The 15,805-nt window shown below is 68.6% G+C and carries 12 protein-coding genes and 1 riboswitch; all 12 genes read right to left on the bottom strand.

Annotated elements, in window-relative coordinates; translation table 11 throughout:
• Window positions 1-6: 6 nt before the first annotated feature.
• The gene (locus tag KV106_RS12345; RefSeq protein ID WP_261210559.1) at window positions 7-579 is read right to left on the bottom strand and encodes a TMEM165/GDT1 family protein; all 573 of its coding nucleotides are present in this window, start codon (window positions 577-579) and stop codon (window positions 7-9) included.
• 8 nt (window positions 580-587) lie between these two features.
• A riboswitch (yybP-ykoY riboswitch) is annotated at window positions 588-760 on the bottom strand.
• Window positions 761-855: 95 nt separating this feature from the next.
• Complete coding sequence (locus tag KV106_RS12340) at window positions 856-4,347, bottom strand: indolepyruvate ferredoxin oxidoreductase family protein (RefSeq protein WP_261210558.1); 3,492 nt, start codon at window positions 4,345-4,347, stop codon at window positions 856-858.
• Window positions 4,348-4,373: 26 nt separating this feature from the next.
• Window positions 4,374-6,104 carry an IlvD/Edd family dehydratase gene (locus tag KV106_RS12335; RefSeq protein WP_261210557.1) on the bottom strand — a complete coding sequence of 577 codons (1,731 nt, stop codon included), beginning with the start codon at window positions 6,102-6,104 and terminating at the stop codon, window positions 4,374-4,376.
• A gap of 21 nt (window positions 6,105-6,125) precedes the next feature.
• Window positions 6,126-7,457: an MFS transporter gene (locus KV106_RS12330; RefSeq protein WP_261210556.1), complete on the bottom strand. Its 1,332-nt coding sequence runs from the start codon at window positions 7,455-7,457 to the stop codon at window positions 6,126-6,128.
• Window positions 7,458-7,468: 11 nt separating this feature from the next.
• On the bottom strand, window positions 7,469-8,638 hold the full coding sequence (locus KV106_RS12325) for an acyl-CoA dehydrogenase family protein (protein ID WP_261210555.1): 1,170 nt from the start codon (window positions 8,636-8,638) through the stop codon (window positions 7,469-7,471).
• A gap of 82 nt (window positions 8,639-8,720) precedes the next feature.
• Window positions 8,721-9,527 (bottom strand): helix-turn-helix transcriptional regulator, encoded by an 807-nt coding sequence (locus tag KV106_RS12320; RefSeq protein ID WP_261210554.1) that lies wholly within the window; start codon window positions 9,525-9,527, stop codon window positions 8,721-8,723.
• Window positions 9,528-9,558: 31 nt separating this feature from the next.
• A complete protein-coding gene (locus KV106_RS12315; protein ID WP_261210553.1) occupies window positions 9,559-11,349 on the bottom strand; it encodes a CocE/NonD family hydrolase in 1,791 nt (596 codons plus the stop codon).
• 21 nt (window positions 11,350-11,370) lie between these two features.
• A complete protein-coding gene (locus tag KV106_RS12310; protein WP_261210552.1) occupies window positions 11,371-12,333 on the bottom strand; it encodes a Bug family tripartite tricarboxylate transporter substrate binding protein in 963 nt (320 codons plus the stop codon).
• Window positions 12,334-12,366: 33 nt separating this feature from the next.
• Complete coding sequence (locus KV106_RS12305; protein WP_261210551.1) at window positions 12,367-12,684, bottom strand: NIPSNAP family protein; 318 nt, start codon at window positions 12,682-12,684, stop codon at window positions 12,367-12,369.
• The gene (locus KV106_RS12300; RefSeq protein ID WP_261210550.1) at window positions 12,681-13,538 is read right to left on the bottom strand and encodes a fumarylacetoacetate hydrolase family protein; all 858 of its coding nucleotides are present in this window, start codon (window positions 13,536-13,538) and stop codon (window positions 12,681-12,683) included. Before KV106_RS12300 ends, KV106_RS12305 begins: the two co-directional genes overlap by 4 nt.
• Before the next feature lie 25 nt (window positions 13,539-13,563).
• The gene (locus KV106_RS12295) at window positions 13,564-14,742 is read right to left on the bottom strand and encodes an enolase C-terminal domain-like protein (protein ID WP_261210549.1); all 1,179 of its coding nucleotides are present in this window, start codon (window positions 14,740-14,742) and stop codon (window positions 13,564-13,566) included.
• A 40-nt stretch (window positions 14,743-14,782) separates the two neighbouring features.
• On the bottom strand, window positions 14,783-15,760 hold the full coding sequence (locus tag KV106_RS12290) for a Bug family tripartite tricarboxylate transporter substrate binding protein (RefSeq protein WP_057592636.1): 978 nt from the start codon (window positions 15,758-15,760) through the stop codon (window positions 14,783-14,785).
• Window positions 15,761-15,805: the final 45 nt, after the last annotated feature.

Below are 15,805 nucleotides of genomic sequence, written 5' to 3'. Positions count from 1 at the left end.
CGGGGCTCAGAACAGGTTGCCGACGTTGAACAGCGTCAGCAGCCCCAGCACGCCGAAGATGACGGCGGCCACGCCGTGCACCAGCCGCATCGAGACCTTGGCGGCGATCTTCTCGCCGAGGAAGACCGCGGGCGCGTCGGCCAGCATCATGCCCAGCGTGGTGCCGATCACGACCTGCACCACCTCGGGATAGCGCGCGGCCAGCGCCACGGTCGCGATCTGCGTCTTGTCGCCCATCTCCGCGAGGAAGAAGGTGACGACCGTGGTACCGAAGGCACCGAAGCGGCTCTTCGTCTTCGCGGCATCGTCGTCGATCTTGTCGGGGATCAGCATCCACGCGGCCATGGCCAGGAACGAGGCGCCGATGACCCAGCGCAGGATGTTCGGCCCCATGGCCTGGGCCACCAAGCCGCCGAGCGCGCCCGCTGCGGCATGGTTGACGACAGTGGCGGTGAAGATGCCCGCGACGATCTGCCATGGTTTGCGAAAGGTCGCGGCCAGGATGATCGCGAGCAGTTGGGTCTTGTCGCCCATTTCCCCGAGCGCGACCACGCCCGTGGATACGAGTAAGGCTTCCATGATGAAAAGAGAACTCCTGGGCCAGCGACGCGAAGACCACGCCACTTCCCGGCCCATACCGAGGTGACGTGGTCAAAGGTCTTGCCAGGCTCTAAAGCTGCTCGCGCCATGGCCGAAAGGCCAAGTGTGTTGACGCGGGCTCCTGCGTTGCGCAGGTCAGCTACTCCCCAATGACTGAGGGCGCGATCTTAGTCGCGGGCAGCGAATCGCCCGCGCCTTTTCGATGAATGTCCCCTTGTCGAGAGCGAGTTGCATTACCGCGACGGTTTCGAGGCGTCATGCGGCACGCGCCTGTTGCTCGCCGGCCAGCGCCAGTTCCCGCAACAGCGCTTGCCGCGTCGCAGCCGCCTTCTCGGCCTGCGCCTCACGCACATGGCCGTATCCCCGGATCGACTGGGGCAGCGAGGCCAGCTTCGTCACGATGGGCAAGGTCTCGGCACGCAAGTCGGACAGGGCCACGCGCATGTCGTCTTCGTACTGCGCCAGCAGCCGGCGGTCGAGTGTGCGTTCCGCCGCGTTGCGGAACGGATCGAGCCAACTTCCCCGGAGGCCGCGCATCCGCGCCATGCATTTCATCGCCAGCAGCACCCAGGGTCCCGCGTCGCCCTTGACGGGCTTGCCGCTGTGGACGTCCTTCCGCGCGAAGGGCCAGACCCCGAGGTGGAAGCGCAGCCGGATCGGGCCCTCGAACTCCTGCGCCAGTGCCGATCGAAAGTCGGGGTGCGTGAACAGACGGGCGACCTCCCACTCGTCCTTGGTCGCCAGCAGCCGGTGGTAGTTGTGCGCCACGGCCCTGGCCAGGGCATCTCCCGCATGGAGCGCTGCTTCCAACCGACGCGCCTTCTCCACCAACGCCCTGTAGCGCTGCACATGCAGTTCGCCGCTGTGCGCGCGCAGGTGCTCGATGCGATGCGCGACGGTCTGGTCGAGTCCCCGGGTCTGCCGCGACATGAAGGTGATGACCTGCGTCGGCTGTTCGGCCTTCAGGTGGCGCTCCACCGCCTGTCGGTCGTGGGCGACGCGCCGCCCCCAGAGGAACGCTTCCTTGTTCATGGCCACGGCCACGCCGTTGAGCTCGATGGCCCGCTCGATCGCGGCTCGTCCCAGGGGAACGAAGCCGCGCTGCCAGGCCAGGCCCAGCATGAACATGTTGATGCCGATCGGATCGCCGACCAGCGCGGTGGCCATGCGCTCGCCATCGATCAGCACGAGATCGGCCGTGCCCGCCGCGGCCTCGATGCGCTCGATCAGCGTCTTCGGGTCGAGCTGCCAGTCGGGATTGCGCGCGAAGTCGCTGGTCGGCACGAGGCCGGTGCTCACCACCGCGCGGCCGCGACCGGCCGGCAGCCGTGTCAGCGATTCGTCCGAGGCCGCGACGACGAGGTCGCAACCGATCAATGCATCGGCTTCGCCCTCGGCGATGCGCGTGGCATGCAGCATCCCCGGCTCGGGCGCGAACCGCACATGCGAGGTCACGGCGCCGTACTTCTGCGAGAACCCGGTGACATCGAGGTTGGAGCTGTAGCGGCCCTCCAGATGGGCGGCCACGGCCAGGGTCTGGCCGATGGTCACCACGCCCGTGCCGCCGATGCCGGAGATCAGCACGCTGCAGGCGCGTTGCAGCGGTGCGATGTCGGGCTCGGGCAGCGCCTGCGTGTACGGGCGCGGCGATACCGCCTGTGCCTCGACGCGCGCCGCGGCCCGGCGCGGCTTTGCGCCCTCGACGCTGACGAAGCTGGGGCAGAAGCCCTCCACGCACGAATAGTCCTTGTTGCAGCTTCCCTGGTTGATGCGGCGCTTGCGGCCGAGCTCGGTCTCCAGCGGCTCGATCGACATGCAGTTCGAGGCCACGCCGCAATCGCCGCAGCCCTCGCACACGGCCGGGTTGATGAACAGGCGCCGGTCGGGATCGGGCAGCTTGCCGCGCTTGCGCAGCCGGCGTCTCTCCGCGGCACAGGCCTGGTCGTAGAGGATCACCGAAACGCCGGGGTATTCGCGGAACTCGCGCTGCACGGCGTCGAGGGCGGTACGGTGGTGCACAGCCACACCCTCGGGCAGGGTCACGTCGGTATAGCGCTGCGGCTCATCCGTCACGACCGCCATCTTGCGGATGCCCTCCGCCGCGAAGCCCGCGAGGATCTGCGGCGGGCTCAGGTTTCCCTCGACCGGCTGTCCGCCCGTCATCGACACGAAGCCGTTGTAGAGCACCTTGTAGGTGATGGGCACCTGCGCCGCGACGGCCTGCCGAATCGCCAGATGGCCCGAGTGCGCCAGCGTGCCGTCGCCGATGTTGGCGAACACATGGCGCTCGGCGGTGAAGGGTTGCTGGCCGAGCCACATCACGCCTTCGGCACCCATGTGCGACCAGGTGGTGGTCTGCTGCGGGTTCACCAGCAGCGCCATGCTGTGGCAGCCGATGCCGGCCAGCGCGCGGCTGCCTTCGGGCACCCTGGTCGAGCGGTTGTGCGGGCAGCCCGAGCAGAAGCCGGGCACGCGGTTCGGCCCCGGCACCTTGACGGGTGCGCTCGCGCAATGCGCGGGCATCTCACGGCCCAACACGCGCGCCAGCACTTCGGTCACCCGTATCGGCGAGATCTCGCTGGCGTTCGGGAAGGCGACGTCGGCCGGACCCGACTCGAAGAGCCCGCCTTCGAACAGCTTGCCCACCAGGCGCGGCGCATTCGCGCGGCCGTAAAGAATGGTGCGCACCTGGTCTTCGAGAACGGGCCGCTTCTCTTCGACCACCACGATGGTGTGCAGGCCTTGCGCGAACTCGCGCACGACCTCGGGATCCAGCGGCCAGACCAGCCCGACCTTCAGCAACTTCAGATCGGCGAACCTGCCCACGGCTGCTTCACCCTCGCGGCCCAGGGCCTGCAGCACGTCCTGCCAGGCCTTGCCCGCCGCGATGACGCCGACACCCGCCCCGGCCGGGTCCGCGACGATGCGGTTGAGCCGGTTCGCCCGGGCATAGGCGAGCACCGCCGCATGCTTGTGGTTGTAGAGCCGGTCCTCTTGCGGCAGCGGCATGTCGAAGCCGCGGATGTTGTAGCCCGCGCCGAACGGGTCCACCGGCCGGCTCGGTGCCTCGGGCACGGTGATGAGGGGAGCATCCGTCCCCACGTAGACCGAGCCCCCGCCCTCGACGACGTCGGTCACGACTTTCATGCCCACCCAGCAGCCCGAGAAGCGGCTCATGGCGATGCCGTGCAGGCCGTAGTCCAGCAGCTCCTGCGTGTTGGAGGGATAGAGCACCGGCATGCCGACCGCCATGAGGATCGGATCGGAGAAGTTGGCGACCGAGGAACTCTTCGCACCGTGATCGTCGCCCGCCAGGCACAGCACCCCGCCCTTGGGCGAGGTGCCGGCCTGGTTGGCGTGCCGAAGCACATCGCCCGAACGATCCACGCCCGGGCCCTTGCCGTACCAGATGCCGAACACGCCATCCACGCGAGCGCCCGGAAAAGTCCCCACGTACTGCGAGCCCCAGATGGCGGTCGCGGCCAGGTCCTCGTTCAAGCCGGAACGGAACACCACGTTGGCCGCCTTCAGCTGCTTCTCGGCGGCCCACAGCTCCATGTCGTAGCGGCCCAGCGGCGAACCGCGATAGCCCGAGATGTAGCCGCCCGTGTTCCATCCGGCCGCGGCATCGCGCGCGCGCTGCTGCAGCGGCAGGCGCACCAGCGCCTGGATGCCGGTCATGTAGACCCAGCCGTCATCGACGCCATAGCGGTCTTCGAGCGCCGCGACATCACGTACCAATGCCATGTTCAAGATCCGTCTCCTGTGGGGTTTCAGTGCTGGGCGGCCGGCACGTCGCTGCCGCTGCGGCCCGCCAGGAATTGCAGGTCGCAGCCGTCATGGGCCTGGTTGACGGTGTCGACGTACAGCCTGACGTAGCCCCGGGTGGCCGCGGCGGCGGGCGGTGTCCACGCGGCCAGCCGCTGCTGCAACTCCTGCTCGGAGACGAGCAGCTCGAGCCGCCGGGCCTCGACGTCGAGCTCGATCAGGTCGCCGTCGCGCACCACGGCCAGGGCGCCGCCCACGGCCGCCTCGGGCGACACATGCAGCACCACGGCCCCGAACGAGGTACCGCTCATGCGCGCGTCCGAAATGCGGACCATGTCCGTCACGCCCTGCTTCAGCAGCTTGGCGGGAATGGGCAGCATCCCCAGTTCCGGCATGCCCGGAAAGCCCTTGGGGCCGCAGTTGCGCAGGACCATGACCGAGTCCGCATCGATCTCGAGATCGGGATCGTCGACACGCCGACTCAAGTCGTCCTGGTTCTCGAATACCACGGCGCGGCCTCTGTGCGTGAGCAGGCGCGGCTCGGCGGCCGAAGGCTTGATGACGGCGCCGTTCGGGCACAGGTTGCCGCGCAGGATGGCCACGCCCGAGGTCGCCATGAAGGGCTTCGCCACGCTGTGGATCACGTCCGGGTTCCAGCAGACGGCGCCGGCGTTGTTCTTGGCCAGCGTCCTGCCGGTCACGGTCAGCGCATCGCCATGCAGCAGGCCCGACTCGCACATGTCGCGCAGGATCACGGGCAGCCCGCCGGCCTCATGGAAGTCCTGCATCAGGTAGCGGCCCGAGGGCTGGAGGTTGAGCAGCGTGGGCACGTCGCGTCCGACCCGGTGCCAGTCCTCGATGTCGAGCGGGACCTCCATGCGCCGCGCCACCGCCGTGAGGTGGATGACGGCATTGGTCGATCCGCCGATGGCCGCGTTGACCGCGATGGCGTTCTCGAAGGCCTCGCGCGTCAGCACCTTGTCGAGCCGCAGCTCCTCGCGCACCATGTCGACGATGCGGCGGCCCGCCATGCGCGCCAGCACGCGACGCCTGGCATCCACGGCGGGAATCGATGCGTTGTCGGGCAGCCCGACCCCGAGCGCCTCGACCATCGACGCCATCGTCGATGCCGTTCCCATCACGTTGCACACGCCCACCGATCGGGTGAGGCAGCCCTCGGCCTCCTCGAAGTCCTCGTTGACGGCACGGCCGGCGCGCAGATCCGCCGCCAGGTTCCACGCATCCTTGATGCCGAAGGACTTGCCGCGGAAGCTGCCGTTGAGCATCGGCCCGCCGGACACGCCGATGGTCGGCAGGTTGACGCTGGCGGCGCCCATCAGCAGCGCGGGCGTCGTCTTGTCGCAACCCATCAGCAGCACCACGCCATCGAGCGGGGTGGCGCGCAGCGTCTCCTCCACGTCCATGCTGCAGAGGTTGCGCAACAGCATGGCCGTGGGCCGGGTCAGCATCTCGCCGGGCGAGATGACCGGGAACTCCATCGGCACGCCGCCCGCTTCGAGGATGCCTTCGCGCACATGCAGGGCCAGGTCGCGGAAGTGCGAGTTGCACGGCGTGAGTTCGGACCAGGTGTTGCAGATGCCGATCACGGGCCGCCCGTCGAAATGATCCATCGGCACGCCGCGGCTGCGAACCCAGCCCCGGTTCGCGAAGTTCCTCGCGCCCCGGCCTTCGAACCAGGCCTGCGACCGCAGCCTGCGCTTTTCTTCATCGGACATACGCTTGTTTTCCTATCGCTATCACAAGGAGTGGGCAGATCGCATCCGGCGCTCCAGCACGGCCAGCACCGGTGCCAGCAGCACCACGATCAGCAACGGTGCCGCGGCGGCACACATGGCGACCTTCACGCCCATCTGTTGCGCCAGCAGCGCCGCGGCGATCAGCGGCGCGGCACTGCTGCCGAAGCGAGAGACCGCCCCCTTCCAGCCGACCGCGGCGCTGCGCAGCGTGGCCGGATAGACGATGGGCGTGATGATGTTGAGCGACTGGTAGGTGCCGACGACGAAGAAGCCGGCGCTGACGATCGTGGCAATGAAGCCCGCGGTGCCGAACGGGAACAGGCCGAGCCCGGCCAGCGACAGCGCGCCCAGCAGCGCATACACGGCGGTCACGGAATAGCGCCCGAAGCGGTCGATCACGAAGCCCGTCGACAGGCCGGCGGCGATGGATGCCAGCCCGGCCATCGATGCGTAGGCCGCATAGCTGGCGACCGGCACGCGCGCGAATTCATGGAAGAAGGCCGCGCCGATGCCGAACAGGTTCACGGCGACCTGGCCGCAGATGCAGGAGAACCAGAGCACCGCGGTGAAGAGTGCGCGGCGGTCGCCGAAGATCTCGATGATCGAGATGCGCGCGCCGGTTCGCCGCTGCGGTACGCGAAGCCTGGAGCTCGCATCCACGACGATGCCCAGCTTGCGCAGCGCCTTGAAGATGTCGGTCGGCTGTGCGCCGGTGCGCGCCAGGTGCAGCGGCGACTCCGGCATCCACAGCACGATCGGCAGGATCATCAGCAGCGGCGCCAATGCGCCGATCAGGTACATGCCCTGCCAGCCGATGCGGTCGAGCGCGAGAGCCACGAGCCCGCTGGCGCCCACGGCGCCGATGGCCACGCCGGCATAGACGATGCCCACCATGGTCGAGCGGCGCTTGACGGACGAGATGTCGGCCACCAGGCTGGCGGCCGCGGGCAGCAGGCCGCCGCCCAGCATGCCGGCGATGAAGCGTGTCGCCCCGAAGGTGGCGATCGAGCCGGCGAACACGCTCTGCAAGGTGGCGACCGAGAACAGTGCCAGCAGTGCGATCAGCATGCGCTTGCGGCCGAAGTGGTCGGCCAGCGGCGACAGCAGCAGGCCACCGATCGCCTGCCCCATGGGCTGCAACGCGAACGCGCCGGTCAAGCTGGCGGTCGGCACGCCGAGCGTCGATGCGATGGCGGGCAGCATCTGGCCGGTCACCGCCAGGTCGTAGCCGTCGATCAGCAGCACGAGGAACAGCGTGGCCACCGTGAGCACATGGCCGCGCCGCACGGGCGAGGCGTCCAGCAGGTCGCCGAGGTCGATCCTGTCATTCATGGCGCGGCGCTTCAGATGCCCAGCTGCCGGGCCGCCAGGTCCTTGAGGATTTCCTCGGAACCGCCGCCGATCATCATCACCTTGGCTTCGCGATAGATGCGCTCGGAGCGGGTGCCACGCATGAAGCCCATGCCGCCGAGGATCTGCACCGCCTGGTCCGCGCAGAACTGCATGGCCTGCGTCGAGAGGATCTTCGCCATGCAGGCGCGCGCCACCAGTTGCTCGGGATCGCCATGCCGGTGCTCGAGCCGCCACGCCAGCTCGTAGACCAGCGCGCGGGCCGCGTCGATCTTCAACGCCATGTCCACGAGCTTGTGGCGAATGACCTGCCGCTGCGCGAGCGGCTGTCCGAAGGTGACCCGGTCGCGCGCCCAGGCCAGGGCCTCGTCGAGACAGGCCTGCGCGAAGGCACAGGCAGCGGCCGACATCGACAGCCGCTCGCTGTTGAAGTTGGTCATGAAGACCTTGAAGCCCTGGTGCTCGGTGCCCAGGAGATTACCGACCGGCACGCGCACGCCGCCGAAATGCAGATGCGCGGTGTCGGAGCACCACCAGCCCATCTTCTTGAGCGGCGTGCGGGTGAGCCCGGGCGTATCGGCATCGACCAGCAGGGCCGACACGCCCGCGGCGCCCTTCGAGCCGGCATCGGTGCGCACGGCGACGGTGATGAAGTCGGCGCGCATGCCGGAGGTGATGAAGGTCTTCTCGCCGTTCAGCACATAGTGGTCGCCCTCGCGCCGCGCGGAGCATTTGAGCGACGCGACATCGGAACCGCCGCCGGGCTCGGTGACCGCCAGCGCGGCGATCTTGTCGCCGGCGAGCACGGGCGGCACGACACGGCGCTTGAGTGCTTCGCTGCCATGCGCGGCCACGGGTGGCAGGCCGATGGTGTGCGACAGCAGCGAAGCCTGCACGCCACCGCAACCCGCGCGCGCCACCTCTTCGATCGCGACGAGGTAATGGAAGATGTCGGCCGCCGTGCCGCCGAGCGCTTCGTCGTAGCCGATGCCGAGGGCACCCAAGGCACCGAACTTGCGATAGAGCTCGCGAGGAAAGGTTTCGGCCTCGTCCCAGTCGTTCGCGAAAGGGACGATCTCCCGGTCGACGAATTCGCGCAGCGTCGATCGGAAGTCTTCATGCTCTGCGCTGAAGTAGTGAGGGAGTGGAGGTGTTTCGATCATCGTGCCCCATCTTCTTGCGGTGAGAGATGGCCGTCTTGCGCCGAACGGCTGGCGTGTTCGACGCCAGGTCGAAGGCCGATGGCTAGAGCGCCTGCGCGATGATGCGCAGCTTGCGTGAGCCCGCGATGATGTCCCGGGGCTTGAGCCCGTAGACCTGGCGGATCGAATGGCTGAAATGCGTCGAATCGGGATAGCCGATGTCGAGCGCGACGTCGACCAGGCTTGCGTCCGTGTGCACGTGGTGCAGCAGGCTGCGGGCCCGCTTCCAGGCCCGCACGTTGCGAAACGGAATGCCCACCTCTTCCTTGAACAGATGCCGGAAGCGCGAGATCGACAGGTTCACGCGCGAAGCGCACTCGTCGGAGGCGACGGCACCGGTCGGATCGGCCTTGATGCGCTCCAGCACGCTCGCGATGCGCTGGTCGAGCGCGCGCGCGGGCAAGGCCGCGCCGAAGAAGCTCGAGTCGAAATCGCACGGGCGCAGGTCGAGCGCGCCGCCTTGCGAAGCCAGCCGGCGATGGACCTCGCGCACATGCGCCGCGAAGTCGGGTGCATGTACCGCGCCGCACAGGCGCAGCAGCGGCGGCAGCGCGCTCGCGTCGACCGTCTCGGGCTCGATCAGCACGATGAGCACGTTGCGGCCCTCGCAGGCGATCTCGTAGGGCACGTAAGGCTGGACGATCGCGACTTCGGTCGATTGCCACTCGCCCCCTTCGAGCCGCACGCGCAGCCGGCCATCGATCGCGACGTACGCGACGAGGGCCCCTTGCGTGTGCAGGCTTCGGGCTCCGAGAAGGCCGGCATAGAAGAGACGGTCCTTCGTGATCCACATGACGCGGTCGGCGCTGGTGCAGCGCCCGGGAACGAAGGCGTCGTCGGCATCCGTCATGTCGCGTCCGCGCTCTTGCGATCCAGCGGGCTCAAGCACCCTTGGCGGGAATGATGGGCAACAGGATGAAGGGCTCGTTGCCCTGGTCGAAGTGCAGCGTGTTCTCGCCGCCGAAGACCTCGGGCGGCCGGTCCTGCGGATTCGCGTGGCGGAACGGGCCGACGCCCGTCATCGGATAGGGCTGGTCCGAGAAGCCGGCATCGCCGAGTCCGTGGTCGTAGTCGCAGCCGCGGACGTTGAGGGCCAGCGTGTAGCCCGGCGGAATCACGATGGAGGTCGGCAGGATCTCGATGTCGAGCACGACCGGCTCGCCCGGCACGAGCGGCTGCAGCTCGTCGTGCGTGTGGTACGGGCGGTAAGGCAGCGACTTCGCCGCATCGAGCTTGCGGTGCGAGGCGCGCAGCCATCCCAGCGCGATCGGCACGCGCGGATCGTTGGAGCCGACGAACAGGACTTCCTTGCCGTCCAGCGCGAACAGACGCAGCGCCAGGAAGAGGTCAGCATCCGCGGTCCTGGAAGACACCACGAGCCGCGCCGCGATCGGGCCGGTGATCTCGATCTCCTCCCTGGCCGGCGGCAGCTTGAACATGAGCCCTTCGCCCATCGCCTGGTAGGCGATGCTGGCGCCGGTGGCCGGCGTGGTGCCCAGGGTGCGGCGGGCGGGCTCGAGGTAGTACTTCGTCCACTGCGTGCGGGCCAGCGGCCATTCCTGCTCGTCGCGGATCGTGAAGTGCTCGCCCGGCCGGCGAATCTGCAGTTGCACCGGCGGCTGGCGGTCCCAGCCCGTGTCCTTGCCCTGCAGGAAGTGAGCAAGAAAGCGCTTCTGCAACGAGACGCCCTCGGCCCGGTAGAAAGGGCTGAAGTGGCTGTTGCCATGCACCTCCAGCCACTTCTGGCTCGAGCCCGCGTCCAGGTAGCCCTCGAAATTGCCGCGCGGATGCACGCCCATGCCACCCCAGTTCGCGGCCGACAGCAGGGGCACCTCGATGCGGCTCACATCGGGCTTGCGCGAGGAGTAGAACGCGTCGTCGAGCGGGCGGTTCAGCGACTCGTTCGCCATCTTGGGCGCGCGGTTCGCCGCCAGTTCCTCGTCCGACAGCGTTTGCGGGCCGCAGACCAGCTCGCCGTTGTTCGGATTGCGCGCGCCGCGCTCGCCATAGCCGTGCTGGATGCGCAGCACCTGGCGCTCGTACCAGCCTTCGCCGAACTGCGAATAGATGCCGCCGTGCCGGGCGGCGTCCCGATAGCGGTCGACGAAGCCTTCCCAAACGCAGATGGCGGCGAGGTGAGGAGGCCGCAGCGCGGCCACGTACCACTGGTTGCTCGCGTAGTACGAGATGCCGTTCATCCCGATTTTGCCGTTGCTCCAGGGCTGTGCCGCCGCCCATTCGATGCATTCGTAGATGTCCTTCGTCTCCTGTTCCGAGGTCGGGTCGAGCACGCCCGGCGAGCGGCCCGCACCGCGGCTGTCGACGCGGATGCAGATGAAGCCGTCCGGCACCCACTTCTCGGGATCGACGACCTCCCAGTTCATGTACTTGTTCGACGAGCCTTCGGCGATGTCGGGGAAGTCGCGCACCATGCGGTCGTACGCGCTCTTGTAGCCCACCTGCATGGGCACGCCCTTGCCGTAGGCGCCGTAGGAGATCAGGGCCGCATGACGGCCGGGCTCCTGCGGGAGGAAGACGTCGGCGCGCAGCACGACGCCATCGCTCATCGGGATCGGCACATCCCAGAGGATGCGCATGCCGTCGGCATGGACGGCCTCGGGCATGTCGTTGGAGAGCGCGCCGTCGGCGCGGTTCGGGTTCGCTTGGTTCATGGTGATCTTTCCTTCTGAAACTCAACTGATCTGGATGCCCAGCGGCGGCAGGATCCTGGCGAAGCGATCGATCTCGGCATCGACGAAGGCCTTGAAATCGCGCGGCGCCGTCGCCTCGAGCACGCCGCCGCCGTCCTGGATGTACTGGCGGTACTTCGGGTCCTGGCCGAGCCTGGCGAACATGGCGTGCAGCGAATTGGCCGTGGCTTCGTTCATGTTCTTCGGCCCCCAGATGCCCGACCAGGCGGGGATGTCGGGCACGTCCAGCCCGAGCTCGGCAAAGGTGGGCGTGTCGGGAACGATCGGCGAGCGCACGCTGCCCGAGAGCCCCAGCGCGCGCATCTGCCTGCCCTGGATCCAGCCTTGCGCGGAGACCGGCGCGAGGAAGGTGCAATCGACGACGCCCGAGACCAGGTCGTTGCTGGGCGCGCCCTTGTACGGGACATGGACCAGGTCCACGCCGGCGTTCTTGCAGAACAGCGAGGCCATGATGTGCGTGGGATTGCCCAGGCCCGAGTTCGCGATGGTGAGCTTGCCCGGCGATGCCTTCGCGGCATCGATGAACTGCTGCAGGGTCTTGAAGCGCGAGTTCGCGCCCACAAGCAGGGCCCAGCCGTAGTAGGTGGCGAAGCGGGTGATGGGCGTGAAGTCCGACTTCGAGTCGAAGGGCAGGTTCTTGTAGAGCACCGCGTTGGTCGTGTGGCCCGCGGAGTTCAGCAGCACCGTGTTGCCATCGGGCCTGGAGCGCGACACGTCCAGCGATCCGATCACCGCGCCCGCGCCGGGCTTGTTGTCGATGATGACGGTGCGCCCGCTCGTGGTCTCGAGGGTGTGCGCCATCAGCCGTCCGGTGACGTCCATGCCGGATCCGGCGGGAAAGGGAACGACGATGCGCAGGACGTCGGACTTGGCGGGCTGGGCCATCGCCGGCAGCGCGCTGCCGAGCACGGCGCTGAGGAGGGTCCTGCGATTGATGTTGCTCATTGCTTAGTCTCCGGATTTTTCTTCAAGGTGCCGCTAGCGGGGCGAGAACGAAGTCGGTTTCAGGATCTGCGACTCCTGCTGCCGCAGCGCGCCCAGTTCCTTCGAGCGCGCCCTGTATTCCTGCCAGGCCGGATCGGCCTCCATGGCCGAGCGCCGTTGCTCGCGGTCGGCCAGACTCGCGAATCGCCACAGGTGCACGATCTGGTTGAGCGGGCCGATCTCGCTGACGTAGAAGCCGACGAGGCCTCCCAGGTACTTGTTCTGCAGCGGAAGCGCCATGCGCTCGTAGAGCTTCAGGAAGTCGGCAGCGCGCCCGGGTTCGGCGGTGTAGGTCCTGAGCTCGAAGATCATGGCTGCGCCTCGTTCTCCACGGGGTTCGACAGCACGCCGATGCCTTCGATCTCGATCTCGATGGTGTCGCCGGCCTTCATCCACACGGGCGGCTTGCGCGCATAGCCGACGCCCGCGGGCGTGCCCATCACGATCACGTCGCCCGGCTCGAGCGTGAGCGCCTCGGTGAGCAGGCACAGCGTTTCGGCCACGGGGAACAGCATCCGCGCGGTGTTGCTGCTCTGCATGACCGTGCCGTTGAGGCGCGACTCGATCTTCAGCCCCGCGGCACCGGGCGGCAGTTCGGACGCGGGCACCAGCCAGGGCCCGAGGGCGCCGGTGGCGTCGAAGTTCTTGCCGATGGTCCATTGCGCCGTCCTGCGCTGGTAGTCGCGCAAGGTGGCGTCGTTGAAGCAGGCATAGCCGGCCACGGCCTCGAGCGCATCGGCTTCGCTCAGGTGGCGCGAGGTCCTGCCGATCACCACGGCCAGCTCGGCCTCGAAATCGAGGTGGCTCGAGACGCGCGGCCGCTGGATCGCCGCGCCATGCGCCACGAGGGAAGACGCGCCGCGCAGGAAGAAGCTGGGGTAGTCGGGCCGCTGGTTGCCGCCTTCGGCGGCGTGGTCCGCGTAGTTGAGCCCCAGGCAGATGATCTTGCCGGGCCGTGGCACCACGGGCAGCAGCTTGGCGCTGCCGAACGGAATGCGGGCCGTGGCGGGCGCGGAAGCGGCCTCCTGCGCGGCGGCGGCGAAGCCGGCCGCGCCGCGGCTGCAAAGGGCCACCATGTCACCGGGCAGGGTGACGATGGCGCCATCGACGACCGCGCCCAGGCGGGGCGCCGGATCGGAGTCGGTATGGAAGGTGACGAAGTTCATGGGCTTGCGAGAGGAAGGAGATCGATCAGGAGGTTTTCAGCCCGGCGCCGACCGAGCTCATCAGCGCATGCAGCGCGCCGTGGCCCTCGAAGCCGATGCCGGGCCGCTGCGGCGGATGCACGAAGCCGTCCTCGACCCGCGTGTCGTCGGCGAAGCCGCCGAAGGAGCCGAACACGCCGGGATAGGCCTCGCAACCGCCGAGGCCCAGGCCGGCCACCAGCGCCAGCGACATCTGGTTGCCGCCGTGCGGGAAATGGCTGCCTGCGCCCCACCCCTGCGCCTCGAGCCCCAGCGCCATGCTGGCGAAGGCATGCAGGCCGTACGACTGCGGCGGGTCGACCTGGATCAGGTCCTTCTCGCTGCGCCAGCCACCGAGGCGCACGAGGTTGGTCACCTCCTGGTTGCCATAGAGGTTCTCGCCGACCGCGAGCGGTGGCGCGTACACCGAGGCCAGCTCGGCCATCAGCGCATAGTCGTTGGGATCGCAGGGCTCCTCGAACCAGCGCAGGTCGTACGACGCCAGCGCCTTCGCATAGACGAGCGCCTCGTCGCGCTGGAACTTGCAGTTGGCATCGACCGCGAGGTGGCTGCTGTCGGGCAGCACGCCGAGCGCGCAATCGATCCGGCGCAGGTCTTCGTCGAGCGATGCGCCGCCCACCTTGATCTTCACGTGGGTGTAGCCGGCGGCCTGGTGGCCGCGGATCTCGTCGGCCACGTCCCGCGGCACGCCGCCCGGGCGGTACCAGCCGCCGCCCACATACACGGACACCTTGCGCTGCATGGTCCCGCCGCGATAGCGCCGCGCCAACACTTCCGCGGTCGGGAGATCCTGCGCCTTGCCGATGGCATCCCACAGCGCGGTCTCTATGGTGCCGATGGCGATCGAGCGTTCGGCATGGCCGCCCGGCTTCTCGCCGACGAGCATCGCCGTCACGGCCCTGGCCGGATCGAGCACGCCATCGGCGTCGAGCAGCGACTCGGGCCGGGCCCGCAGCAGCCGCGGGAAGAAGCGCTCGCGCATCGGCTGCCCGCAGGCGTAGCGGCCGGTGGAGTTGAACGCGTAGCCGGTGACCGGCGTCGCGCCGCTGCCCGGGTCCAGCCGTACCGCGACGATCGAGGTCGTCATCTCGGCGAAGGAGAACACGGCGTTGCGCATGGTGCTCTGCACCGGAAAAGCCGCTTCCTGGAGGTCGATGATCCGCATGGTGCTTTCTGTGTGTCCTGAACTTCTTGGGTGGGTGGTCTCAGCGCGACGGCTCGATGCCGGCCGCCCGGATGAACTTGCCGTAGCGCGCCTGTTCCTCGTCGATGTGCTTGCGGAAGGCTTCCGGGCTGGCCGGTGCCGCGGGCAGGAAACCCATGGCCAGCAGCCGCTCGCGCGCCTCGGGCTGGCGCAGCACCTCGCCGACATCGGCGTTGATCTTTTGCACGATGGCCGCGGGCGTGGCGGCCGGCGCCACGAAGCCCAGCCAGGCGCCATAGCGGAAGCCCGGGAAGCCGGACTCGGCCATGGTCGGAACCTTGGGCAGCACGGCCAGCCTTTCCGAGGTACCGACGGCCAGCGGCACGAGCCGGCCCGACTGCAGGAACGGCAGCACGGCCGAGACGCCGGCGAACATCACCTGCACCTGGTCGCCCACGACCGCCGTGGCGGCTTCCGCCGCGCCCTTGTAAGGCACGTGCAGCATCCGGATGCCCGCGCTGCGCATCAGGATCTCCATCGGGAGATGCTGGGCGCTGGCGACGCCGCTGGAGCTGAAGTTGATCTCGCCGGGCCTGGCCTTGGCGGCCTCCACCAGCTCCTTGACCGAACGCACCTTGAGGCTGGGCGACGCGACCAGCACGAAGGGGGTTTCGCCGATCAGCGCGATCGGCGCGAAATCCCTGAGGGGGTCATAGGGCAGCTTGGCGTACAGCGCCGGGTTCGCCGCCAGCGTGGTGTCGTTGGGCACCAGCAGCGTGTAGCCGTCGGCGGGTGCGCGGGCGACCTGCTGCGCGCCGATGATGCTGTTGGCCCCGACCTGGTTGTCGACCACGGTGCCCTGGTCCCAGCGTTGCGCGAGCTTGCCCGCCATGAAGCGCGAGGCCATGTCCGCGCCCGCGCCGGCCGCGAACGGCACGACGATGCGCACGGGCTTCTCGGGATAGTCGGCGTGGGCCGGGGTGCCCAGTGCAAGCACGGACAGCGCCAGGGCTGCGCAACGCAACGCGGTCTTGATCATCCTTGTCTCCATCTTTCTTGTCTGGCTGGCGGGCCCTGCGATCGC

It is taken from the genome of Variovorax endophyticus (assembly GCF_025376855.1).
Lineage (GTDB): Bacteria > Pseudomonadota > Gammaproteobacteria > Burkholderiales > Burkholderiaceae_C > Variovorax.
Note: the sequence above shows the minus strand (reverse complement) of the source record. Positions and strands in the feature narration are given on the sequence as shown.